General features: G+C 28.0%; 23 protein-coding genes and 2 riboswitches. Of the genes, 15 read left to right on the forward strand and 8 right to left on the reverse strand.

Annotated elements, in window-relative coordinates:
* Positions 1 to 25 precede the first annotated feature (25 nt).
* The 7 genes from ACWPW7_RS06495 to ACWPW7_RS06525 all read right to left on the reverse strand — a co-directional run bounded on the left by ACWPW7_RS06495 (position 26) and on the right by ACWPW7_RS06525 (position 8,088).
* Positions 26 to 4,915, reverse strand: coding sequence for a hypothetical protein (locus ACWPW7_RS06495; RefSeq protein WP_454052848.1), 4,890 nt, complete (start codon positions 4,913 to 4,915; stop codon positions 26 to 28).
* A gap of 142 nt (positions 4,916 to 5,057) precedes the next feature.
* On the reverse strand, positions 5,058 to 5,513 hold the full coding sequence (locus ACWPW7_RS06500; protein WP_454052849.1) for a hypothetical protein: 456 nt from the start codon (positions 5,511 to 5,513) through the stop codon (positions 5,058 to 5,060).
* A gap of 124 nt (positions 5,514 to 5,637) precedes the next feature.
* A complete protein-coding gene (locus tag ACWPW7_RS06505) occupies positions 5,638 to 6,087 on the reverse strand; it encodes a hypothetical protein (protein WP_454052850.1) in 450 nt (149 codons plus the stop codon).
* A 99-nt stretch (positions 6,088 to 6,186) separates the two neighbouring features.
* Positions 6,187 to 6,762, reverse strand: coding sequence for a hypothetical protein (locus ACWPW7_RS06510; protein WP_454052851.1), 576 nt, complete (start codon positions 6,760 to 6,762; stop codon positions 6,187 to 6,189).
* Between the two features lie 69 nt (positions 6,763 to 6,831).
* Positions 6,832 to 7,182: a hypothetical protein gene (locus ACWPW7_RS06515; protein WP_454052852.1), complete on the reverse strand. Its 351-nt coding sequence runs from the start codon at positions 7,180 to 7,182 to the stop codon at positions 6,832 to 6,834.
* A gap of 529 nt (positions 7,183 to 7,711) precedes the next feature.
* Entirely contained in the window at positions 7,712 to 7,846 is a 135-nt protein-coding gene (locus ACWPW7_RS06520; RefSeq protein WP_291559581.1) for a hypothetical protein, read from the reverse strand.
* 74 nt (positions 7,847 to 7,920) lie between these two features.
* Positions 7,921 to 8,088, reverse strand: a complete 168-nt coding sequence (locus ACWPW7_RS06525) for a hypothetical protein (protein ID WP_454052853.1) — start codon at positions 8,086 to 8,088, stop codon at positions 7,921 to 7,923.
* Between the two features lie 563 nt (positions 8,089 to 8,651).
* Positions 8,652 to 8,825, forward strand: a riboswitch (cobalamin riboswitch).
* Positions 8,826 to 9,121: 296 nt separating this feature from the next.
* Positions 9,122 to 9,297: riboswitch (cobalamin riboswitch) on the forward strand.
* A gap of 370 nt (positions 9,298 to 9,667) precedes the next feature.
* On the opposite strand from ACWPW7_RS06525, the gene ACWPW7_RS06530 reads away from it, so the two are divergent.
* The 11 genes from ACWPW7_RS06530 (at position 9,668) to ACWPW7_RS06580 (ending at position 19,243) form a co-directional block, all read left to right on the forward strand.
* Entirely contained in the window at positions 9,668 to 11,116 is a 1,449-nt protein-coding gene (locus tag ACWPW7_RS06530; RefSeq protein WP_454052854.1) for an ABC transporter substrate-binding protein, read from the forward strand.
* 35 nt (positions 11,117 to 11,151) lie between these two features.
* A complete protein-coding gene (locus ACWPW7_RS06535; protein ID WP_454052855.1) occupies positions 11,152 to 12,180 on the forward strand; it encodes a FecCD family ABC transporter permease in 1,029 nt (342 codons plus the stop codon).
* Positions 12,177 to 13,418, forward strand: a complete 1,242-nt coding sequence (locus tag ACWPW7_RS06540; RefSeq protein ID WP_454052856.1) for an ABC transporter ATP-binding protein — start codon at positions 12,177 to 12,179, stop codon at positions 13,416 to 13,418. The genes ACWPW7_RS06535 and ACWPW7_RS06540 overlap by 4 nt, the downstream gene beginning before the upstream one ends.
* Positions 13,418 to 14,566: an adenosylcobinamide amidohydrolase gene (locus ACWPW7_RS06545; protein ID WP_454055476.1), complete on the forward strand. Its 1,149-nt coding sequence runs from the start codon at positions 13,418 to 13,420 to the stop codon at positions 14,564 to 14,566. The genes ACWPW7_RS06540 and ACWPW7_RS06545 overlap by 1 nt, the downstream gene beginning before the upstream one ends.
* Positions 14,559 to 14,948: a hypothetical protein gene (locus ACWPW7_RS06550; protein ID WP_454052857.1), complete on the forward strand. Its 390-nt coding sequence runs from the start codon at positions 14,559 to 14,561 to the stop codon at positions 14,946 to 14,948. Before ACWPW7_RS06545 ends, ACWPW7_RS06550 begins: the two co-directional genes overlap by 8 nt.
* Positions 14,882 to 15,139, forward strand: a complete 258-nt coding sequence (locus tag ACWPW7_RS06555; RefSeq protein WP_454055477.1) for a cobaltochelatase subunit CobN — start codon at positions 14,882 to 14,884, stop codon at positions 15,137 to 15,139. Before ACWPW7_RS06550 ends, ACWPW7_RS06555 begins: the two co-directional genes overlap by 67 nt.
* Positions 15,079 to 16,209: a cobaltochelatase subunit CobN gene (locus ACWPW7_RS06560; protein WP_454055478.1), complete on the forward strand. Its 1,131-nt coding sequence runs from the start codon at positions 15,079 to 15,081 to the stop codon at positions 16,207 to 16,209. Before ACWPW7_RS06555 ends, ACWPW7_RS06560 begins: the two co-directional genes overlap by 61 nt.
* A gap of 20 nt (positions 16,210 to 16,229) precedes the next feature.
* The gene (locus tag ACWPW7_RS06565) at positions 16,230 to 16,508 is read left to right on the forward strand and encodes a cysteine-rich small domain-containing protein (protein ID WP_454052858.1); all 279 of its coding nucleotides are present in this window, start codon (positions 16,230 to 16,232) and stop codon (positions 16,506 to 16,508) included.
* Positions 16,502 to 17,467, forward strand: coding sequence for a TIM barrel protein (locus ACWPW7_RS06570; protein WP_454052859.1), 966 nt, complete (start codon positions 16,502 to 16,504; stop codon positions 17,465 to 17,467). The genes ACWPW7_RS06565 and ACWPW7_RS06570 overlap by 7 nt, the downstream gene beginning before the upstream one ends.
* Positions 17,468 to 18,035: 568 nt before the next feature.
* The gene (locus ACWPW7_RS06575; RefSeq protein ID WP_454052860.1) at positions 18,036 to 18,731 is read left to right on the forward strand and encodes a DUF421 domain-containing protein; all 696 of its coding nucleotides are present in this window, start codon (positions 18,036 to 18,038) and stop codon (positions 18,729 to 18,731) included.
* Between the two features lie 290 nt (positions 18,732 to 19,021).
* The gene (locus ACWPW7_RS06580) at positions 19,022 to 19,243 is read left to right on the forward strand and encodes a sulfurtransferase TusA family protein (RefSeq protein ID WP_291579988.1); all 222 of its coding nucleotides are present in this window, start codon (positions 19,022 to 19,024) and stop codon (positions 19,241 to 19,243) included.
* Between the two features lie 89 nt (positions 19,244 to 19,332).
* On the opposite strand, the gene ACWPW7_RS06585 is transcribed toward ACWPW7_RS06580, so the two are convergent.
* Positions 19,333 to 20,235 (reverse strand): LysR substrate-binding domain-containing protein, encoded by a 903-nt coding sequence (locus tag ACWPW7_RS06585; protein ID WP_454052861.1) that lies wholly within the window; start codon positions 20,233 to 20,235, stop codon positions 19,333 to 19,335.
* A gap of 810 nt (positions 20,236 to 21,045) precedes the next feature.
* Between ACWPW7_RS06585 and ACWPW7_RS06590 the strand changes: the two genes are divergently transcribed.
* The 4 genes from ACWPW7_RS06590 (at position 21,046) to ACWPW7_RS06605 (ending at position 23,865) form a co-directional block, all read left to right on the forward strand.
* Positions 21,046 to 21,705, forward strand: coding sequence for a YeeE/YedE thiosulfate transporter family protein (locus ACWPW7_RS06590; protein WP_454052862.1), 660 nt, complete (start codon positions 21,046 to 21,048; stop codon positions 21,703 to 21,705).
* Positions 21,706 to 21,759: 54 nt separating this feature from the next.
* Positions 21,760 to 21,987 (forward strand): sulfurtransferase TusA family protein, encoded by a 228-nt coding sequence (locus ACWPW7_RS06595; protein ID WP_454052863.1) that lies wholly within the window; start codon positions 21,760 to 21,762, stop codon positions 21,985 to 21,987.
* A 33-nt stretch (positions 21,988 to 22,020) separates the two neighbouring features.
* Positions 22,021 to 22,554: a YeeE/YedE thiosulfate transporter family protein gene (locus tag ACWPW7_RS06600; protein ID WP_291559617.1), complete on the forward strand. Its 534-nt coding sequence runs from the start codon at positions 22,021 to 22,023 to the stop codon at positions 22,552 to 22,554.
* An 84-nt stretch (positions 22,555 to 22,638) separates the two neighbouring features.
* Positions 22,639 to 23,865, forward strand: coding sequence for an FAD-dependent oxidoreductase (locus ACWPW7_RS06605; RefSeq protein ID WP_454052864.1), 1,227 nt, complete (start codon positions 22,639 to 22,641; stop codon positions 23,863 to 23,865).
* Positions 23,866 to 24,401: the final 536 nt, after the last annotated feature.

The following is a 24,401-nucleotide window of genomic DNA, read 5'->3' on the forward strand; positions in this document are numbered from 1 at the left end:
AATAATTATTAGAGTATACTACTCTTTATTCTTTTTTGCGTTTTTTAAAGTGATTATATTCATCATATTCTTTATCAAACTCATCTTTAGACCATTCTGCTTCAATATCTTTGCCATTTATTTTAATAATAATTTTTGGTGAGAATACTGGATTAAAGGTAATATTACTATTGTTATCGTTAGTAACAGTAAAGTCATTGCTAATATCTATATCATTTTCGTTTTCGTTTTCGTTATCATTATCATTTTCGTTTTCATTGTCGTTATCATTTTCGTTTTTATTTTCATTGTCGTTATCGTTGTCGTTGTCGTTATCATTTTCATTATGGTTATCATTGTCGTTATCGTTATCGTTGTCGTTATCATTATCATTATGGTTATCATTGTCATTATCATTGTCATTATCGTTGTCGTTGTCATTGTCATTATCGTTGTCGTTATCATTTTCATTATGGTTGTCATTGTCATTATCGTTATCGTTGTCGTTGTCGTTATCATTTTCATTATGGTTATCATTATCATTATCATTATCGTTATCGTTGTCGTTATCATTATCATTATGGTTATCATTGTCATTATCGTTGTCGTTGTCATTGTCATTATCGTTGTCGTTATCATTTTCATTATGGTTGTCATTGTCATTATCGTTATCGTTGTCGTTATCATTGTCGTTGTCATTATCATTTTCATTATGGTTGTCATTGTCATTATCGTTATCGTTGTCGTTATCATTATCATTATGGTTATCATTGTCATTATCGTTATCGTTATCGTTGTCGTTATCATTTTCATTATGGTTATCATTATCATTATCGTTATCGTTGTCGTTATCATTATCATTATGGTTATCATTGTCATTATCGTTGTCGTTGTCATTGTCATTATCGTTGTCGTTATCATTTTCATTATGGTTGTCATTGTCATTATCGTTATCGTTGTCGTTGTCGTTATCATTTTCATTATGGTTATCATTATCATTATCGTTATCGTTGTCGTTATCATTATCATTATGGTTATCATTGTCATTATCGTTGTCGTTATCATTTTCATTATGGTTGTCATTGTCATTATCGTTATCGTTGTCGTTATCATTATCATTATGGTTATCATTGTCATTATCGTTATCGTTATCGTTGTCGTTATCATTTTCATTATGGTTATCATTATCATTATCGTTATCGTTGTCGTTATCATTATCATTATGGTTATCATTGTCATTATCGTTGTCGTTGTCATTGTCATTATCGTTGTCGTTATCATTTTCATTATGGTTGTCATTGTCATTATCGTTATCGTTGTCGTTGTCGTTATCATTTTCATTATGGTTATCATTATCATTATCGTTGTCGTTATCATTATCATTATGGTTATCATTGTCATTATCGTTGTCGTTATCATTTTCATTATGGTTGTCATTGTCATTATCGTTATCGTTGTCGTTATCATTGTCGTTGTCGTTATCATTTTCATTATGGTTATCATTGTCATTATCGTTATCGTTGTCGTTATCATTGTCGTTGTCATTATCATTTTCATTATGGTTGTCATTGTCGTTGTCGTTATCATTATCATTATGGTTATCATTGTCATTATCGTTGTCGTTATCATTTTCATTATGGTTGTCATTGTCATTATCGTTATCGTTGTCGTTATCATTGTCGTTGTCGTTATCATTTTCATTATGGTTATCATTGTCATTATCGTTATCGTTGTCGTTATCATTGTCGTTGTCATTATCATTTTCATTATGGTTGTCATTGTCGTTGTCGTTATCATTATCATTATGGTTATCATTGTCATTATCGTTGTCGTTATCATTTTCATTATGGTTATCATTGTCATTGTCATTATCGTTGTCGTTATCATTTTCATTATGGTTGTCATTGTCATTATCGTTATCGTTGTCGTTATCATTTTCATTATGGTTATCATTGTCATTATCGTTATCGTTGTCGTTGTCATTATCATTTTCATTATGGTTGTCGTTATCATTGTCGTTGTCGTTATCATTATCATTTTCATTATGGTTGTCATTGTCGTTGTCGTTATCATTGTCATTATGGTTATCATTGTCATTATCGTTATCGTTGTCGTTGTCATTATCATTGTCATTATCGTTATCATTATCATTATGGTTATCATTGTCGTTATCATTTTCATTATGGTTATCATTGTCATTGTCATTATCGTTGTCGTTATCATTATCATTATGGTTATCATTGTCATTGTCATTATCGTTGTCGTTATCATTTTCATTATGGTTATCATTGTCGTTGTCGTTATCATTGTCATTATCGTTGTCATTATCATTTTCATTATGGTTGTCGTTATCATTGTCGTTGTCGTTATCATTATCGTTGTCGTTATCATTTTCATTATGGTTATCATTGTCATTATCGTTATCGTTATCGTTGTCGTTATCATTGTCATTATCATTATGGTTGTCATTGTCGTTATCATTGTCATTATCGTTGTCGTTGTCATTATCATTATGGTTATCATTGTCATTGTCATTATCGTTGTCGTTATCATTGTCATTATCATTATGGTTGTCATTGTCATTATCGTTGTCATTGTCATTATCGTTGTCGTTATCATTATCATTATGGTTATCATTGTCATTATCATTGTCGTTATCATTTTCATTATGGTTATCATTGTCATTGTCGTTGTCGTTATCATTGTCATTATCGTTGTCATTATCGTTGTCGTTGTCGTTATCGTTATCATTGTCATTATCGTTGTCATTATGGTTATCATTGTCATTATCGTTGTCGTTATCATTGTCATTGTCGTTATCATTGTCATTGTGGTTATCATTGTCATTATCGTTGTCATTATCGTTGTCGTTATCATTGTCATTATCATTATGGTTATCATTGTCATTGTCGTTGTCGTTGTCGTTATCATTGTCATTATCGTTGTCATTATCATTATCATTATGGTTATCATTGTCATTGTCGTTGTCGTTGTCGTTATCATTGTCATTATCGTTGTCATTATCGTTGTCGTTGTCGTTATCATTGTCATTATCGTTATCATTATCGTTGTCATTGTCGTTGTCATTATGGTTATCATTGTCATTATCGTTGTCGTTATCATTGTCATTGTCGTTATCATTGTCATTATCGTTATCATTATCATTGTCATTATCGTTGTCATTATGGTTATCATTGTCATTATCGTTGTCATTATCATTGTCATTATGATTATCATTATCGTTGTCGTTATCATTATCATTATCATTATCATTTTCGTTGTGATTGTCATTATCGTTATCGTTGTCGTTATCATTTTCATTGTGGTTGTCATTATCATTATCGTTGTCATTGTCATTGTCATTATCGTTGTCGTTATCATTGTCATTATGATTGTCATTATCGTTATCGTTGTCGTTATCATTTTCATTATGGTTGTCATTATCATTTTCATTATGATTGTCATTATCGTTGTCGTTATCATTTTCATTATGATTGTCATTTTCGTTGTGGTTGTCATTATCATTGTCGTTATCATTATCGTTATCATTTTCGTTGTGATTGTCATTATCGTTATCGTTGTCGTTGTCGTTATCATTTTCATTATGGTTGTCATTATCATTGTCGTTGTCGTTATCATTTTCATTGTGGTTGTCATTATCATTATCGTTGTCGTTATCATTTTCATTATGATTGTCATTATCGTTATCATTGTCATTGTCATTATCATTTTCGTTGTGGTTGTCATTATCGTTATCGTTGTCGTTATCATTTTCATTATGGTTGTCATTATCATTGTCGTTGTCGTTATCATTTTCATTGTGGTTGTCATTATCATTATCGTTGTCATTGTCATTGTCATTATCGTTGTCGTTATCATTTTCATTATGATTGTCATTATCGTTATCATTGTCATTGTCATTATCATTTTCGTTGTGGTTGTCATTATCATTATCATTATCGTTGTCGTTATCATTTTCATTATGGTTGTCATTATCATTGTCATTGTCGTTATCATTGTCGTTATCATTTTCATTGTGGTTGTCATTATCATTGTCGTTATCGTTGTCGTTATCATTTTCATTATGGTTATCATTGTCATTATCATTGTCGTTGTCATTTTCATTATGGTTATCATTATCATTGTCGTTGTCGTTATCATTTTCATTATGATTGTCATTATCGTTATCGTTGTCGTTATCATTTTCGTTGTGGTTGTCATTATCGTTATCGTTGTCGTTATCATTTTCGTTATGGTTGTCATTATCGTTGTCATTGTCGTTATCATTTTCGTTGTGGTTGTCATTATCATTTTCGTTGTGGTTGTCATTATCGTTATCGTTGTCGTTGTCATTATCATTTTCGTTGTGGTTGTCATTATCGTTATCATTATCGTTGTCATTTTCATTATGGTTATCATTGTCGTTGTCATTATCGTTATCGTTGTCGTTATCATTTTCGTTGTGGTTATCGTTGTCATTGTCATTGTCGTTATCATTGTCGTTGTCATTGTCGTTATCATTTTCGTTGTGGTTGTCATTATCGTTATCATTTTCGTTGTGGTTGTCATTATCATTATCGTTGTCATTGTCGTTATCATTTTCATTGTGGTTGTCATTATCATTGTCGTTGTCGTTATCATTTTCGTTGTGGTTGTCATTATCGTTATCGTTGTCGTTGTCGTTATCATTTTCGTTGTGGTTATCGTTGTCGTTATCATTTTCGTTGTGGTTGTCATTATCGTTATCGTTGTCGTTGTCGTTATCATTTTCGTTGTGGTTATCATTATCATTGCGGTTGTCGTTATTATTGCCAGTGTCATTATCATTGGTATTATCCATACCACTATCTAAGGCTAAATAGCTATAAACATCGAAATCATTAATAAGATCTATAGCTAAATCGTCTTGTTTTATTTTCATTTTATTATTAGCCATATTATTATTTACCTCCTAATAAATTATTTGCGAAGCTTGAATTTAATACACTTTAAAGTGTATCACGCTTTATAATTGTCATCTTTATGATGGTTATTTTCTAAAGATGAATAGCTATAAGCATCAGAGTCATCAATAAGCTCTACTCTAAATCGTCTTGATTACTGTAGTGATGGTTATTATGAGAATAGTGAGATTGATGATTAGATGTCTTATTTCTATATGGGTTTGAATTAGCAGTTTGATTCGCAGTGTTATTTCCATCTTTAATTTCTTTATCTAGATTCATTTTTCTGTTCTTTAGTTCTTCTTCTTTTCTTTTTAGTTTCGCTAGTTTTTCTTCATTCTTTCTAGCTTGCTTTAACATTTTTTCATTTTCTTCTTTTTCTTTTAACTTCATTAATTTTTCTTCATTTTTTTTAGCTAGTTTTAACATTTTTTCTTTTAAATTTTCTTCTCTTCTTTCTAGTGTTTTTAGCATTTCTTCAGGAGTTATAGGAGTCTCATCTATTTCAGGATTTGTATTATTAACCGTATTCTTAGGATTTTTATTTTCATCAATATTTGTTTCTTTTGTTTTTATTTCATTGTTAGCCATAGTAATATTACCTCCTGATATTTAATACATTTTAAAGCTAGCGGCTACGTTTTATAATAGCCATTTTCATAATGGCTATTATCTAGAATTGGATAGTTATAAACGTTAGAATCATCAATAAGGTCTATTCTAAATCGTCTTGATTACTGTAATGATGATTATTATGAGAATAGTGAGAGTGGTAATTAGATGCTTTACTTCTATATGGGTTTGAATTAGCGATTTGATTTGCAGTGCCATTTCCATCTTTAATTGCTTTATCTAGATTCATTTTCATTTCCTTTACTTCTTCTTCTTTTCTTTTTAGCTTCGCTAATTTTTCTTCATTCTTTTTAGCTAGTTTTAACATTTTTTCATTTTCTTCTTTTCCTTGTAGTTTCATTAATTTTTCTTCATTTTTTCTAGCTAGTTTTAACATTTTTTCTTTTAATTTTTCTTCTTTTCTTTCTAATATTTTAAGCATTTCTTCAGGGGTTATAGGAATTTCATTTATTTCAGGATTTGCATTATTAACCATATCCTTAGAATTTTTATTTTCAACAATATTTATTTCTTTTATTTCATTATTAGCCATTTAATATTACCTCCTAATATTTAATACATTTTAAAGCTAGCTGTCGCGTTTTATATTATTTATAAATATTTTTTCATTTAATAATTTTTCTCATTTTTGTTATTTCATTGATTGTTCTTTAATTTTTTCGTTTGAGAGTTTTTCAGGTTTTTGCTCTTTAATTGGTTGTTCTTTAGTTTTTTCATTTGAGAGCTTTTCAGGCTTTTGTTCTTTAATTGGCTGTTCTTTAATTTTTTCGCTTGAGAGCTTTTCAGGTTTTTGCTCTTTAATTGGTTGTTCTTTAATTTTTTCGATTAAGAGTTTTTCAGGCTTTTGTTCTTTAATTGGTTGTTCTTTATCCTTTTCATTTAATAATTTTTCGTCTTCCTGTTCTTTTAGTAGCTGTTTTTTATTTTTTTCATTTAACTTAGCTTCTTTTTCATTTTTTTTCATTAGTTTCTTTTTATTTTTTTCATCTAGTTTCAGATTTTTTTCATTTAACTTTTCTTCTTTTCTTTGTTGTTTCATTATTTTATCTTCATTCTTTTTAGCCAATTTTAAATTTTTTTCATTTAGCTTATCTTCTTCTCTCTTTAATTTTCTTAGTTTTTCTTCAGTTTCTATAAGATCTTTTTCTATTTCAAGATTTGTTTTATCAATTATATTTTCAGAATTTTTTATTTGTTTATTAGCCATATTAATATTCCCTCCTAAAATTGTTTCACTAGTTTAAACTTCATATATTTTAAAAGTAATTAATGCATTTTAAATTATTTTTTCTACAGCATCCTTATCTGGTAAATTTTCCTTTTCTTGTTCTTTCATCAGTTTTTCTTCTCTTTTTTTATTTAATCTATCTTCTTTTTCGCTTTCTTTCATTAATTTCTTTTCGCTTTTTTCATCTAATTTTAGTTTTTTCTTATTTAACTTATCTTCTTTTATTTGTTGTTTCATTAGTTTATCTTCATTTTCTTTAGTTAATTTTGAATTTTCTTTATTTAAAGCGTCTTCTTTTCTTTTTAGCTCTGCTAGCTTTTCCTCAGTTTCTGCAAGTTCTTTTTCAAGTGCAAGTTTTTTATCAGTAAGTTTTTTCACAGAATCTTTTATCTCATTCATAATTATTTCATTTTCTTTATCTAATTTTAATTTTTTTCAGTTAGCTTAGCTTCTTTTCTTTCTTGATTACTTAATTTTTCCTGGTTTTTTTGGAAGCTTGTCCTATTTCTAGTTTTGTTTCATCAATTTTCATTTTTTCAGTACTCATAATATAATTTTCACTCCTCGTTATTTAAACAGTTTAAAATTTAGCACTTTAAAAGTAACTAACTCTACTGTAGTCTATTCAAATTCCTATTAAATGATAGTTAATTATAACCAGTAATTTACTGGAGATTATGTATTAATATATTAGTAAAAGAAAAAATAGCATTAATGAAAAACTATTAATGGATAATTATATAAATTAATAAAGATATATTAAAAAAACAATATTAAAATATAAAAACTTTATCTAAACTTATATAACTAAAATTATGATTTATGGATCAAACTCCAGGAATTAAAAAAGCCTCTATATTTAAAAAAATATAGAGACTTGGTAAATCAAAAAGATGTTTTCTAGATTTATATCTAAACATATTTCAATTTACTTACAACAACCAATATTAATATTTACTACATCAGTATAAATTTTTACTTTATCATTTTCTTTACAGAAAAAAGTATATTTTTTACTATTTTTATCCTTATCATTATCATGAGATTTATTTGAGTTACTCATTAAAATCACCACTATTAATTATATTAACAATTAATTTTAGAAGTAAAAATCTAATTATATAATAGTGTTTTTTACTAAGAGTTTCTACAACAATTAATATTAATATTTACTACATCAGTATAAACAACTATTTTACCACAATTGTCACTGCATTTTTTTTCAGGACGTTTATTGTTGCTATTGTTATTATTAGATTTTTTTTCAGTATTAACTTCTTGAGTATATTTATTATTTTCAGACATATTTAACACCTCGTATATCAGTTTTTTATTTTAATATAACTTTGAAATAATTATTTCAAATATATAAAGGCAAGAAATTAAGGTTATAAAGTTCAGTTAACAAAAGAAATGAAAGTTTTATATGAAATTCAAATCTATGGCAACTGTAAAGCTTAATTAGTATCTCTAATAATAATATAATAAAAATATTAAAAGATGTGATAGAAAAATTACATATTTGTCAATATATTTAAGGTATATGTAATTAATGCTATTATAAATATGTTTTTTTATTATTAAATATTGATTTATATTTAATAATAAAAAGTTTCTTGTAAAAAGTTAATAAGAAGAAAAAATTATATATAACTAATTTAATTTCAACATTTAGCAATGAAATTTTCTATGAAAACTATAAGTTAAAAAGTATAAAACAGCATACTTATAATATCCTTTTATATCAAAATATGTAGAAAATTAAATAGATATCACAAGAGATCATTTATGTACTAATATAATTTTATGGTGAAATTGTTGAAATATACAGAATAAACTGTTATAATGACTGAGGTAGTAAATATAAAATTAAATATTTCGTTTTGGGTACCTTAATAAGGTTTAATAGGGAAAGTGGTGAAAATCCACTGCAGCCCCCGCTACTGTAGACGGAGACAAAACCAAATCCACTGGAGCAATCTGGGAAGGATGGTGGAGAATGACCCGTGAGCCAGGAGACCTACCTAAATCAGTATATGGACTTCGGAGGGAAGTAAAACCATAGAATATAACAGATAAATAGTTGTAAATTTTATATTTTATAATTTTTACATGTTATGTTGTTTTTTATGTGATTACAATAGTATTATAAGCCTCCGTTTTACGGAGGCTTTATTTATTTACTAGGAAATTATACAAATCTTAGCCATCTTCAAAAATAATTAATTACTACTAAAATATGTTTTAAGTAATAAATAAAGGTCATAGTTTTCTTTTATTTAATAAAAATAATATGAAATAAAGTTTTAAATATTTATAAATTTACTTTGTTCTAAAATTTAATATTGTAACATTAGGTTTCTTAATAGAATTAATAGGGAAAGTGGTGAAAGCCCACTACAGCCCACGCTACTGTAAATAGGAAAAAGTCTTAATAACCACTGAAAGTATTTCGGGAAGGTAAGATGAAATAAATCTATAAGTCAGGAGACCTGCCTAATGGGTGACATAGTTTTCGATGGGAAAATATTTTGTTCTTCATAGTAAAGCATTTTAAATAAAATGTTTTACATTAAATTGCAAAAAACTCCTCTAGGAGTTTTTATTTATATATAAGATATCTTCAACAAAGTAACTAGTCATTATGTTGGAATATTTTACATTATATTGCACCCGCTAATTTTATTGTTAATATAAATAAACAATGAAATTGGTGCCCTTATATGATGGAAAATATTTACAATATCTTTGGCTAGTTATTTTCGTATGTTTTATGAAATTTTGCATTGAGGTAATCAATAAATGGGATGGTTATTTATTGAATTTTTAACTAGTTATTTTTTAAAGATATCTTAAAGAATTTTATATTATAGGGGGAAGACTTATGAATTTAAAATCTAAGAAAAAAAATAGTAAGTGCATTTTATTAATTATGCTAGTTACAGTTTTACTCGTAGTATTTACTGGATGCTCCAATAATACAGAGAAGGGTGATAAAGTTGAATTAATAATTGATAGTAATCATACTAAAAACACAGTTAGTACTAAAATTGAAAATGAAAAAGTTTACGTATCTTTGAAAGAAGCATTTGAATTTTTAGGTGGTAAATGCGACATAGAAGGAAATAATGCTAATATAACAAAGGATAAGGATACGGTAAAGGTGGATTCAACTAGTAAGGATGCTTATGTTAATTCAATTAAAGTAACAATGAGCGATATGCCTAAAGTTATAAATAAGGATATATATGTTCCAATTGATTTTTTAAATGAATCAATGGACGCCAGAGTTACTTACGATAAAGAGAATAAAACTTTAAACATAAGGACAGAAATGCCACTACTTTATACAAAATCATTTAGTGTACAATACCTTAAAGGTGGATTAAAAAAAGTAGTAGACGGAGATGAAAGAACTTTTATTTTAGTTCCAGATGGAAAAACTGTCCCAAAAGAGTATAAGAACGAAGTAGCAATAAAAACCCCAATAAAAAATGTTCTTACTGCATCCACAACCCAAGCTTGTCTATTAAGGCCGATAAATGAATTATCAAGTATATCTGGAGTTACAAGTGCTGCAGATCAATGGCAAATAGAAGAAGTGAAAAAAAATATAGAAAGTGGCAAAATAGCTTTTGTTGGTAATAGTAAGGCGCCAGATTATGAAAAGATTTCTTCATTAAAGCCTGAAATAGTGTTTGTATATTCAGGACCAGCTGGACAACAAGCTATGATGGAAAAACTTGATGAGTTAAAAATAAACTATGCTGTGGATAATGAATATCTTGAGGAAAGTCCTTTTGGTAGAGTTGAGTGGATGAAATTTCTTGCCGCATTCTATGATAAAGAAGAAGCAGCAGAAAAATACTTTAATAAGGCTATAGAGACAGTAAAAAAAGAAACAGAGAAAATTGCTAATATGGATAAACCTAAGATAGCATGGGGATTTATAAGTAAAGGAGAGGTGTATGTTCCAAAATCAGGCTCATATGTTGCAGAAATGATTAAAATGGCTGGTGGTGAATATATATTTGATGATTTAGGTGTAGGAAATGGCAAAATAAGTATTGAGGAATTTTATGCAAAATCAAAAGACGCAGATATACTTATCTATTCTTCAACGTCTCAGTGGAATCCAACTCTTAAATCTATAATTGAGCAAGCTCCAACTCTTGAAAAATTGGACGCAGTAAAAAATAAGAACGTTTGGTGCTTTCACCCAGATTATTGGCAGTCAACAGATAAGGTTGATGAGCTAATAATAGACCTTGTTAATATATTCCATAATCAAAAAGATAATAAGGAAATAAAACATTATATTAAATATGAATAGATAAATTTTTAATATTAGAAATGTGGGGAGGACTTATGGATTTTTTAAAAAAGATAAAAGCTAGGTATTATATAATTTTTTCCTTACTTATAATTAGTTTAATTTTAATTTTTGGATTTTGTATAGGATTTGGTTCTGTGAAAATAAAATTAGATGAAGTTTTTAATATATTATTTAATCATGCAGCTACTGACAGTACCTTTTATGATATTGTGTGGGATATAAGATTTCCTAGAGCTTTAGCGGCATTGATTAGTGGAGCAGCTCTTGCAGTATCTGGACTTTTACTTCAAATATTTTTTAAAAATCCAATAGTTGAACCATATGTGCTTGGAGTATCTTCAGGGGCTACTTTATGCGTAGGTCTTGTAATGTTAGGTGGAGTAAAATTTGGTTTTGAGAGTATATCTCCATTTTTATTATTTACTGCAGCACTTATAGGATCACTGCTAGTTATGCTAGTAGTGGTTCTATTTGCAGGTAGAGTAAAAAGTATAATAACTCTCCTTGTAATAGGATTGATGGTTGGATATCTTTGTAGTTCAGTTACAAGTATTTTAACTGCTTTTGCTGATAAAGAACGTCTTCAGGGCTTTACACTGTGGAGAATGGGGAGTTTTTCTGGCTTTACTTGGAGAAGTATAAAAGTATTAATGGCCATGGGAATTCCTACAATTCTATCTTCACTTTTTATAGTTAAACCTTTAAATGCTTTTTTATTAGGTGAAGAATATGCAAAAAGTATGGGAGTGAAAATAAAAGCATTTAGAATTACTATTGTTATTATATCAAGTATACTTGCATCAGTAGTAACCGCTTTTGCAGGCCCAGTGGCTTTCATTGGATTAGCAGTTCCACATATAACAAGACTTATTTTTAGAACATCTGATAATAAAGTTTTAATACCTGGAACAATTTTATTAGGCGGTGTTGTTACTTGTATTTGTGATCTTATAGCAAGAACAATATTCGCACCGGTAGAGCTTCCGATAAGTTCTGTAACATCAATTATTGGAGCTCCCATAGTTATATTCCTTATATTAAAAAGGAGGACATCACTATGACCATTTTAAAAACTGAAAATCTTTTTGCTGGTTATGGAAAGAAGTCAGTAGTTGAAAACATTAATATTAGTGGGATAAAAGGAGAGGTAGTGTGTTTTTTAGGTCCAAATGGTGCTGGTAAAACAACTATTTTAAGAACTTTATCAGGCTTGCTTGAGCCTGTTAAAGGAGAAGTATATATAAAAGAAGAAAAACTTTCAAATATAAGTAAAAAAGATTTATCAAAACAGTTAGCCGTTGTTTTGACAAAAAAATTTGAGGGTGGATTAATGACTTGTTATGAGGTTGTATCAATGGGAAGATATCCACATACTGGTTTTTTTGGGCGCTTGTCTGAAGCGGATACTGAAAAGGTTTTTGAGGCTTTAAAAACTGTAAATGCAGAAAAACTAGCAGAAAGATATTTTGATGAACTAAGTGATGGAGAAAAGCAAAAAATACTTGTTGCGAGGGCTTTAGTTCAAGAGCCGGAAGTTATTATTCTTGATGAACCTACCACTCATCTTGATATACGTCATAGATTAGAGCTCATTGATATTCTTAAGAAATTAAGCAAAGAAAAAGGAATTACCGTTATTTTATCATTACATGAAATTGATATTGCAATAAAGAGTTGTGATAAGGTAATTCTTGTAAAAGATAATAAAGTTTTAGCTTATGGTGTACCAGAGGATGTGGTAAATGAACATATAATTAAAAAATTATATGATATAAAAGATGCAAGCTTTAATAATTTACTTGGCTCAATAGAACTTTCGAATAAATTAAAACCACAAGTATTTGTTATTGGAGGAAGTGGATATGGTGCTCCTATATATAGAGCATTAACAAAACATAGTATTGGGGTATCAACAGGAATAATACATGAGAATGATATTGATTATGAAATAGCAAGAACCATAGGAGTTGACATACAAAGCGAAAAACCTTTTAAAGCTATAAATGACATTTCATTTGCAAAATCTTTAAGCATCATTGACAAAATAGATATAGTAATAGATTCGGGCTATCCAATAGGAGAGATAAATAAAAGAAATCTAGATTTAATTTATTATGCTTTAAATAAAGGGAAAAAAGTTTTTACACTAAGAGATAAATTTGAAAGTATTGAAATTTATGGAGATAAAAGCAAGAGATTAATACATTGTGACAATATAGCCAAAGTTATAGAGAACTTTTATAGCGTTAAGAAAGATAGATATTGCGAAAATGAAATTCCAAGGAGTGATTTATATTGATGATATACACATTATCTACAGGTGATAAAGTACATAAATATGATAAAAATATAGTTATTCAATTTAAAGATGATAGAAAGGTTCTAAGTACATCTCCTATAAATGGAGGATATAGAGAAGATCTAAAGACTGTTTTTAATCATGATGAGAATCCTGGAGCAGGTATAGCTTGCAAATTAAAGGCACCTACTTATAGTGAGCATATGTATTTAATAGTAGAACAATTGGGTTTGAATCCTAAAAAAACTGCAGGAATTTCTACTGCAGCGTCTATGGAAAATCTGTCTATTAAGAGTGAAAGCTTTGATGAGGTTACAGTAACAGCAATAGTTACAGGTGGGGTTGAAGTAAATGGTGGAAGAGTTGGAGATCCTGCTTCATATTATGAGAAAAATTGTAAAGTTGAAATGATAAAACATGGAACAATAAACATTATCTTAGTGATAGATGGAAATCTGCCACCTGAAACAATGACTAGAGCATTAGTAACCTGTACAGAAGCTAAAACTGCAGCACTTCAGGAACTGATGGCAGGAAGCAATTATTCAAGAGGAATTGCTACTGGATCTGGAACAGATGGAACTATTATTGTTTGTAATAGCAGATCAAAGATTAAATTAACAAATGCCGGCAAGCATTCCAAGTTAGGAGAATTAATTGGAGTTGCAGTAAAAAAGGCGGTAAAGGAAGCACTTTTTTTACAGACTGGATTATGTGCTGAAAGCCAACATAGTATGTTGAAAAGAGTGAAGAGATTTGGTATTGATGAAAACAAGATATGGAATAAGTATGAAGAAATATATTGTGAATATTTAAGTGAAGAAAACAAAGAACAGCTTGCAAAACCAGAATTCATACATAATCTTCACATAATAGATAGAAGAGAAGATTTAGTAATATTAACTTCATTATATGTACATATTATGGATCAATTAGACTGGGGACTGTTATCATCAAGTGAAGCTATAAATGGGGCAAATGAAATCTTAAATAGGATATTAGAAAAGTTTAACATAGAAAATAGCTTAATTAAAATATTTAAATTAGACTATAGTAAAGATAAATCTGTTGAAGAAGTAGTTGAGATTATTGTAGATAGATTTATATTAATAATGGTACAACTATCAGGAGGAATTAAAAATGTTTAGGCTTATTTTTATAATGTCAGGGTTTGATTCTACGTATAAATTAAAGGAAACCAATATATTTATTAAAAAACATTATAAAGAGAGTATTGGTATAGATTTCATAGGTAGCTATAAAATGGATAATAACATAGAAAAATATAAAATTTGCAGGGAAAAAATTGAAAAATCTGATATGGTTTTTATTTCAATGCATGGAGGAGTAACTCATTTTAAAAGCTTAGAAAAAATGATTGAGGATTGGGAAACACCATCTGGAAATTTAATGGTGCTTGAAGATAAAATGCCAGTACTAGGTATTATTAATGAAATATATTTATTGGTCTTCAACCTAGTAGAGGGGTACATGAAAATCCTGAAAAAGCTTATCATGATAAAGAATTGAGTCTTCATCATCAATATATTGCTTTTTATAAATATATAAGAGAAGAATTTAAAGCAGATGTAATAGTTCATTTTATCAATTTTATTCAAGAATTGTTCCTACAGTTTCAGCTTGTATGTAAGGAAAAAATATTGCAGAAAATACGATTCAATGTTATAAAGAGAAAAGTGGGATTTATCCTAAAAGTATAGCAGTTGTTTTATGGGGACTTGAGACTTCGAGAACTCAAGGTGAAACTATAGGACAAATACTAACTTACCTTGGTGTAAGAGTTAAAAGCAATAAAAATATTTTTATGCCAGAATATGAGATAATTCCAATAGAAGAATTAGGAAGACCAAGAATAGATGTGGTTATAAATATTTGTGGATTTTTTAGAGATATGTTCCCTAATCTAATCTATGACTTAAATAAAATTTTTAAAATTCTTTGGGAACTGAAAGAAAGTGATGAAGAAAATTATTTTAAAGCAAATTCTACGAAAATATATAAAGAATTGATTTCGAAAGGATATAGTAAAAAAGATGCAGAAGAACTATGTTATTCTAGAATATTTGGACCAGCAGAAGGTGCCTATGGAACAAATGTAACTAAACTTATTGAAACATCTAACTGGAAAGATGAAAATCAAATTGGACAAACGTATCTAAGCAGTCTTAAATATGTATATAATAACAGCTACAGTGGAAAGGAAGTTGAAGGTCTTTTGGAAAAAAGCCTTTCAGCAGTGGATGTAGTATCACAAATTAGAAGTAATCATGAATATGAAGTTACAGATCTTGACCATTATTATGAATTTTTCGGAGGGCTTTCAAAATCTGTAGAAATTGCAAAAGGAAGAAAAGTAGAGATTTATATAAGTGATACCACAGGAGAAAGAGTAGAGACAGGTAGTATTGATAAGTCAATTGAAAGAGGGGTAAGAACCAGGCTTTTAAATCCTAAATGGATTGCTGGAATGCTTCAGCATAAATATCATGGAGTTCAAAAAATTAGTGAAAGATTCGAAAATATACTAGGGTTAGCTGCTACCACTAATCGAGTAAACAATTGGATATTTAGTAGTATGCAAGAGACTTATATAAAGAATAGTGAAATGAAAAAAACTTTGATAGAAAATAATAGGTGGGCTTATTTAAGCATGGTAGAAACTTTAATGGAGTGTAGTAAAAGAGGTTATTATAATGCTACAAAAGAAGAATTAGAAGAATTAAAAAAGGTTTATTTAGAAATAGAAGGAAATATTGAAGAAGAAGTTTAAAACTGAAAGGGGATATATAAATGAGTGAAAATTATAAGTTTTTTCAACATAAAAAATGTGAGTTTTTTCCTTGCCATAAGGTAAAAGATGAGGAGAAGTTTAACTGTCTATTTTGCTATTGTCCACTTTATTTTCTTGAAGAATGTGGTGGAAATAACACTAATTTTAATGGAGTTAAGGACTGTAGTAATTGTATGATACCGCATTCACAAAACGGATATGACTATATATTTAATAAAATAGTAGAGAAGAATAGAGAAAAAACAGAAAAAAATAAAGGAGGCTCAGTTGATTGCTAAAGCTTATTAATTTCTCTACATATAAATATGATACTGAAAGATTCAATTGTGATTATAAAAGATTAGATGAATTCTTAGAAAAAAATGATATAGATGGAATTGAATTATTAAAGCCTATAATGTGGGAGAAAAAAACAATTTCTAAAGATGTTATTAAGGGAATTCACCTATCATATTATCCTAGCTGGATTGGTTTTTGGAACGAAAATGAAAAAGAGCTTTTAAAGCAGTTTGGAGATATAGATAGTATTAAAAAATATTATGGAGATATAAAAAAAGACATTATAGTAGAGAATTATAGAAAAGAAATGGAAATTGCAGATAGAGTTGGGGCAGAATATGTAGTTTTTCATGTTTCTCATGTAGAGTTAGAGCATGCTTATAGCTATAATTTTACTTATTCAGATTATGAAATTATAGAAGCTACAGCAGAATTAATAAATGAAATTTTTAAGGGATTAAACACAAACATAAAACTTTTATTTGAAAATTTATGGTGGCCGGGTCTTACTATGTTAGATAAAAACATGGCATTAACTTTATTAGAAAAGATTAATTATTCAAATAAAGGTTTTATGCTAGATACTGCACATTTAATGAACACTAACCATCATTTAGAAGATGAAGAGCAGGGAATTAAGTATTTATTAAAAGTAGTTAATGATCTTGGAGATTTAAAAAACTTTATTAAAGGTATACATCTTAATTGTTCATTGTCAGGGAAATATATTATAGAACAGATAGAAAAGAATAATAAAAATAAATTGACTTTAAAGGAAATGAATGAAAATATACATAGGCATATTATTAATATAGATAAACATGAACCTTTTTCAAATAAAGGTATAAAATCACTTGTTGAATTAATAAATCCTGAATATGTTATATATGAATTTATAACATCATCACTTAATGAGCTTGAAGAGTATATTAAAATTCAGCACAATGCTTTAAGTTAATTATTATCAATATGTAAATAAGTTAAGGAGTCACCTCTAATTATTAAGGTGGCTCCTTAATTTGTATTTTATTGTGAAGTATATAACTACATCTGATATCTTACTAAGATTTATAATTTCAAGTAAAGAGTTACATATTTAATTTTAGAATAGACATACTATTATTACAGATAAACTATCTTAAAAGTTAATGTATAGTTAATAACTATGCGATTAACTATTTTAATTTGTAACTTTAACCAATGGAGAACTGAGAATGGACAATTGACAATTATGGTGGAAATTAATTTCTTAAAATAGATTTTTCAATAAAAATGATTCTATCATTTTAAAAAGAAATAAATTCAAAACTTCTCTTATAAAAGAGAAGTTTAAATATTAATTAGATTTAACTTTTAAATATTATCTTAAACTATACTGCATCTTAGGGGGAGCCCAAAGGGATTTATTACTGTTTCTTAGAGGTGAAGAAACTAATAATTAGATTATTGGTAAAAAACAATTAACTTTTTATGTGGTTTATCTATATATAGAACTTATTAAAATTAAATTTTAGGTGGTGTCTAATATGGACGTTAGTTTTATGGAGATCTTAATATTACTTTTAAAAACAACTTTATCTTTTTTGTCTCTACTTATATTAGCTAGAATGCTTGGAAAAAAGCAAATGAGCCAACTATCATTTTTTAACTATGTTACAGGTATAACCATTGGTTCCATTGTAGCAAATATTATAACTGTAGATAATGAACCTTTTATTGATGAAATAATAGGATTAGCTTGGTGGTGTATTTTAGCAGAAGCAACTGCATATATTACTGTTAAATGTCATAAATTAGGAAGGATAATTGATGGGGAGCCAAGTATTGTTATTAAAGATGGTAAAATTATTAGAAAAGTAATGGTTGATTTGAGAATGAATGTGGAAGATTTAACTATGATGCTTAGAGAGCAAAGTATATTTTCTGTCAGTGAAGTTGATTATGCTATTCTAGAACCAAATGGAAAATTAAGTGTACTTAAAAAGCATGATTATCAAGAAGTTGCTAAAGAAGATATGAAAATAAAGCCTACACCTAAAAAGTATCTACCAACGCAGTTAATATCTGATGGCTCTATAGTAGAACACAATTTAAAAGAAGTAAATATTACTAAAAAGTGGTTAGAAAAACAATTAAAGAATTTTGGAGTAAAATCTATAGATGAAGTTTATTATGCAGAAATTCAAGATGATGGAACTTTATTTGTAAATAAGAAAGATTAGAGAAATAAATATTAAAGTTGAAAAAGGTTTATAATAAAATTTTATAATAAAAAACTCCTATCAATTTATTGAAATTCAATAAATTGATAGGAGTTTTTTACTTAATATATATGATATAATTATCTGTATTTTAATTAAGGTATAATAATATATTTTAATCTTGAAGAGGTAATGTTAAGATAAAAATATAGCACATAATTTATTATACTTTCAATATCATAATACTAGTAAGTTAATATTTAGTGGAAAAAATACATAGAAAAATTATAAAGAATGATGAGGTGGTATAATTGTCAGAATTTTTAGATTGTGTTGGTTATATCTGTCCTGTGCCAGTAGTAAAAGCACAAATTAAATATAAAAAAATAGGTATTGGAGAATGTGTAACTGTAATTTCAGATCATAGTTGTACACCTCAAGGACTTAAAGATGGCTTTAAAAAATACAATTGTGAAATAACCGTTGAAGAAGAGGATGGCATATGGGAAATAACTATTAAAAAATTAGGTTAATAAAAAGTTTTGCTATTATATTTTAATAAGTTGGATAGAACATAATAAAACTCATAGCTGTAAATTTCTACAGTTATGAGTTTTATATGTTAACAAAAAGTTTCTCTACCATATTTCATTATATATTGTATAAAGTTTTTTATATGCGGTTGTGAGGCTTTACTTTTTGAAGATATTAAGCATATCTTACATTTAGGTTTGGCATCTATTATAGGTAAAGTCCTTAAAATACCAGAATGGATTTCTTGTTTTACAGAAGTATTAGGAAGAATTGATACACCATGATTTGCTATCACAGAGGCTTTTATAGATTCTATTGTATCAAGCTCCATTTCAATATTTACCTTTTTTTTTGTTCCAGTAATATTTGAAAACATATCTTCAATAGAGTCTCTTATGCCACTTCCTTTTGAGCCTATTATGAGAGGGAGAGCAGCAATTTCATTTAAAGAGATAGAATCTTTTTCCATATCAATTTTACTTGAATGCACAAATAATAGATTATTATTGCATATGTTAAAGCATTCCACACCATCTATATTTATTTCACAATCTATAAATCCTATATCAGCACTGCAATCTAAGACATGCTCTATTACTCGCTTTGTATGTTCATTTTTTAAAACAAACCTAGCATCATCATGGCTCTTTTTATATAAATGTAAAGTACAAGGAAGGAGGTATTCTCCAACACTATTGCAGGTAGATATTTTTATATCTTGAATTAGTGAGTTCTTGCACTGATCTAATTCTTTTACCATATTTTCATATAGATTTACTAGGGTCTCAGCATAACTTAACACTATCTCACCTTCATCAGTTAAATCTACGCCTTTATTACTACGTATCAAAAGTTTTGAGTCAAGAGACTTTTCTAATGCTTGAAGCTGTTGACTTAAAGCTGATTGAGTCATATGAAGTTTTTTTGATGCCTTTGATATACTATCTTGTTTTACTGTTTCTATAAATGAGATAAAGTAGTTTATGTTCACTTTAAGTACCCACCTTTCTTTATTTTATATAAAGAAACCACTTTAATGTTTAAAAGAATGGCTTCTTGAAAAGAGATATACAAATTCTAATATTAATGTATAGATGAAATAACTATTATTCTTTAGTACTTTATAAATATCTATTAAATATATATCTAGATAATTATGAATACTTTTCTTTTATGGAAGAAGATTTAAATTGCACCTTAAATTTTGTTGATTCTTCGTTTATTAAAGTTTTGAATTGAAAAGTTTACGGGAACTATATTTAATTACACATTAACCTTTAAGATGGCGTATCTATATACAATCTTATTATAACTTTTATAGTGTCATATATAAAGCATAACTTGTTAATAAATTAACCTATCATTGTAAAAGCGAATTCTCTACATACACAAGAGATAGCGTATATAGATATTTCAAAGTCAATGAATATAATCATATAGTTATCTTACTTTTATTAGTTCAATTTATAGAATGAATATTTAGATTATACAAAGTGAATTTAATAGGCTATGAATTCAAAGAGTAAAAAAATAATAATCATTTTAATGAATTTGTTAATTTTTATAACTTCTATATCTATAATTATCATTGTTTAGTGAAATTTATAACTATTTAAATTATAAGTTGTAATAATATTTCTACATAAATATAAAAAATATTAATCATGTATTAGAAAAACTAATTACTAAATAGTAGATAATTGTTATAAAATTATAGTGTAAATATTTTAAATATTTTAATTAGTTAATTAATTATCGTTAAGTTTGTTAATTAACTAACTTAATTTAAGGGGGTGGAAAAATGGCTGAAATTAAAACGAATATAACTAGAAAACCAAAAAAGAAGAAGGTAAATCAAATTCCTTTTGGAGTAGCACTTTTAATTGCTATTGGAGGAGTAGGATTCTTTATGGCTAACAATTCACCTAAATCTGCTCTTATGTGGGTTTTTGGTGTTACAGCAGGATTTACACTTCAAAGATCAAGATTTTGTTTTACAGCTTCATTGAGAGATCCAGTTCTAACGGGAGGAACTTCGTTAACTAAGGCAGTTGTAATCGCAATTGCTACTGCTACAGTTGGATTTGCTGCTATACAATATGCAGCAGCTTCAAAAGGGACACCGGTGCCTGGAAATATATCACCCATAGGTGTACATGTAGCTGTTGGTGCTATTATGTTTGGGATAGGAGCAGTAATTGCAGGGGGATGTGCTTCAGGTACTCTAATGAGGGTTGGGGAAGGTTTTACAATGCAAATGTTATCTCTGGTATTTTTTATTATCGGATCACTATGGGGAGCAAAAAATTTTGGGTGGTGGTCAGAGACATTTATGCCTGAAAAAGGTGTATTTTTACCAGATGTAATGGGATGGCCATTAGCAATATTTTTACAATTTGCACTATTACTAGGAATTTATATATTTGCAGACTGGTTTGGAAATAGGAAATCAAATGAGTAATTAAAAATTACAATAAATTTTAAGTAAATTAATAATTAAAGGGAGGAATTTATTATGGCAGAATTAAGATTAGATTGTTTAGGTGAGGCTTGCCCAGTACCACTAATTAAAACTCAAAAGAAAATGGACAATATGAAAGTAGGAGAGGTTGTTATAGTTGAAATAGATCATAGTTGTGCTATGAAAAATATACCGGAGTGGGCGAGAAAAGAAGGACATAATGTTGATATAGAAGAAGTAGATGACGGTCAATGGGAAGTTTATATTGAAAAGGCAAAATAGTTTTCCCTTAAAAATTAATATGGGGTGAATTTTATGGATATTAAAAAGAATGTTTATTATAAGAAGTTTTTAAAAGACCCATGGTCATATACTGCTGGAGCAGTTGTTTTAGCACTTATAAATATTGCAATGTTTGCGTCTACTGGTAAGGCGTGGGGAGTAACAACTCCGCTTTCTTATTGGGGAGCTTGGTTATATCAATTAATAGGTGGTCATCCAGAAAAATGGTTTTACTTTCAGCAAAAAGGTCATGCTGCAGCTTTAAGTGCAGGTTTTTTAAATGATCCTCATTCTATTTCTAACATTGGAATTATAGTTGGTGCATTTTTAGCTACATTACTTGCATCTCAATTTAAAATAAAGAAAATAAAATCATGGAAACAAGTAATAGCAGCAGTACTAGGTGGACTTTTAATGGGATATGGTGCAAGGATTTCCTTCGGATGTAATATAGGAGCGCTATTTAGTGGAATTGCATCTATGTCTCTTCATGGCTGGATGTATTGGATATTTATATTTATTGGCGCATGGATTGGAAGTAAACTATTAGTTAAATATTTTATGTAACATATTATGGTGGCTTAATGCCACCATATGTTTTAACTATCTATATAATGAGTAGAATTTATAGGCAGTGGGGAGGAATTTATAGTGGAGAAAAAACATGAATATTATGATGTGGTAATTATTGGTGGAGGTGCCTCTGGTTTAACTTCAGCAATATATTGTGGAAGAGCTAGACTTAAAACTCTTTTAATAGAAAAATCCTTAGTTGGTGGACTAGCTACTTATACAAATGAAATGGCAAACTATCCAGGTTTTCCAGAAGGAACCACTGGAACAGAACTTATGAATCTTTTTCATAAACAAGCTAAAAATTTTGGAGTTAACTTTAAGCTAACAGATGTTAAAGCTGTTAATCTTCAAGGAAAAGACAAATTAGTAGAAACTTTTAGAGTAACTTATCATGCTAAAACTGTTATCATATCTACAGGAGGAAAGCCAAGACTAACCAATGCTGCTAATGAAGAAAAATTCCTATATGACAAAGGTATATCTTTCTGTGCTACTTGTGATGCAGCATATTATACAGATAAGACTGTTATGGTTATTGGAAGTGGCGATGCAGCGATAGAAGAGGGAATGTTTCTTACTAAATTTGCAAAAAAAGTTGTAGTTTCTGTAATTCATGATGAAGGTATTATGGATGCAAATAAAATAGCTCAAGAACAGGCTATGAAAAACCCAAAAATGGAATTTATGTGGAATACTGTAGTAAATTCTTTTGAAGGAGAAGATAGATTAAATAAAGTTGTTTTAAAGAATACTAAAACTGGATATTTATCAGATGTTTCAGTAGATGGATGTTTCTTATTTATAGGTTATCTACCTAACACTGAGATATTTAAAGAACAAATTACTTTAACTAAACAAGGATATATCACAACAAATGAGAAAATGGAAACAAATATTGAAGGTGTATTTGCAGTAGGGGATGTTAGAGATAAATTTCTAAAGCAAGTTGCTACAGCAGTTGGAGATGGTGCTATAGCAGGAGTTGGAGCAGAAAAATATATGGCAGAATCAGAAGTGTTTGAAAGTGAAATTATGCAGAGTGAAAAAATAGGATTAATATATCTATGGTCTCCAATTGATGAGGAAAGTCGAACATTGCTTACTGAGATAGAAGAAGTAGAAAAAGAAATGTCAGACATAGTTAAAGTAAGCAAAATTGACGTTTATAAAAATGCAAGTCTTGCTTCAAGGCTTGGTACTGTAGAAGCACCTCTTTTAATATATACTAAAAATGGTGAAGTTGTAGCACAGGATAAAAATATAAGTAAAGAAAATATTATTAATATAATAAAAAATATATAGCTTAAAATTAATTATTATAAATTAATGTGAAAACTTAAAAAAAGTTATTCTAAAAACTCTAAAGCCTTTAAGAATGGAGGTTTAAATATAATATTTCATTTTTTATCATTAATTTTTAATTCAAAGTAAAAAATGTTATCGAAATTAAATCATGTATAAGTTAAATCTTCATTATTGAACCATATAGTTATAGACTCATAATTATAAATTTTATAGTTATGAGTTTATTTTATTTCTATAAAGTTTTCAGAAAGAGTTATTAAAAAACTTTCTTATATGTAAGATTATGTTATATAAATTCGAATTAAATTTTAATTAAAAGCAGCTGTAAAGTCAAAAAAATAGATATATTTTCAATATAAATACATATAATAAAAATTTACTCGAATATATATTATTTGAATATAGAGAAAAATATGGTATTATAGTATTAAAGTTCAAAATATTATCAATTTTGTAAAAATAGATAAAAAATAGATTTTAATTTTCATTTATCATAATTATTTCTATTTTAATTTTTTAAAAGAATATCTGAA

Source organism: Clostridium sp. Marseille-Q7071 (genome assembly GCF_965112025.1).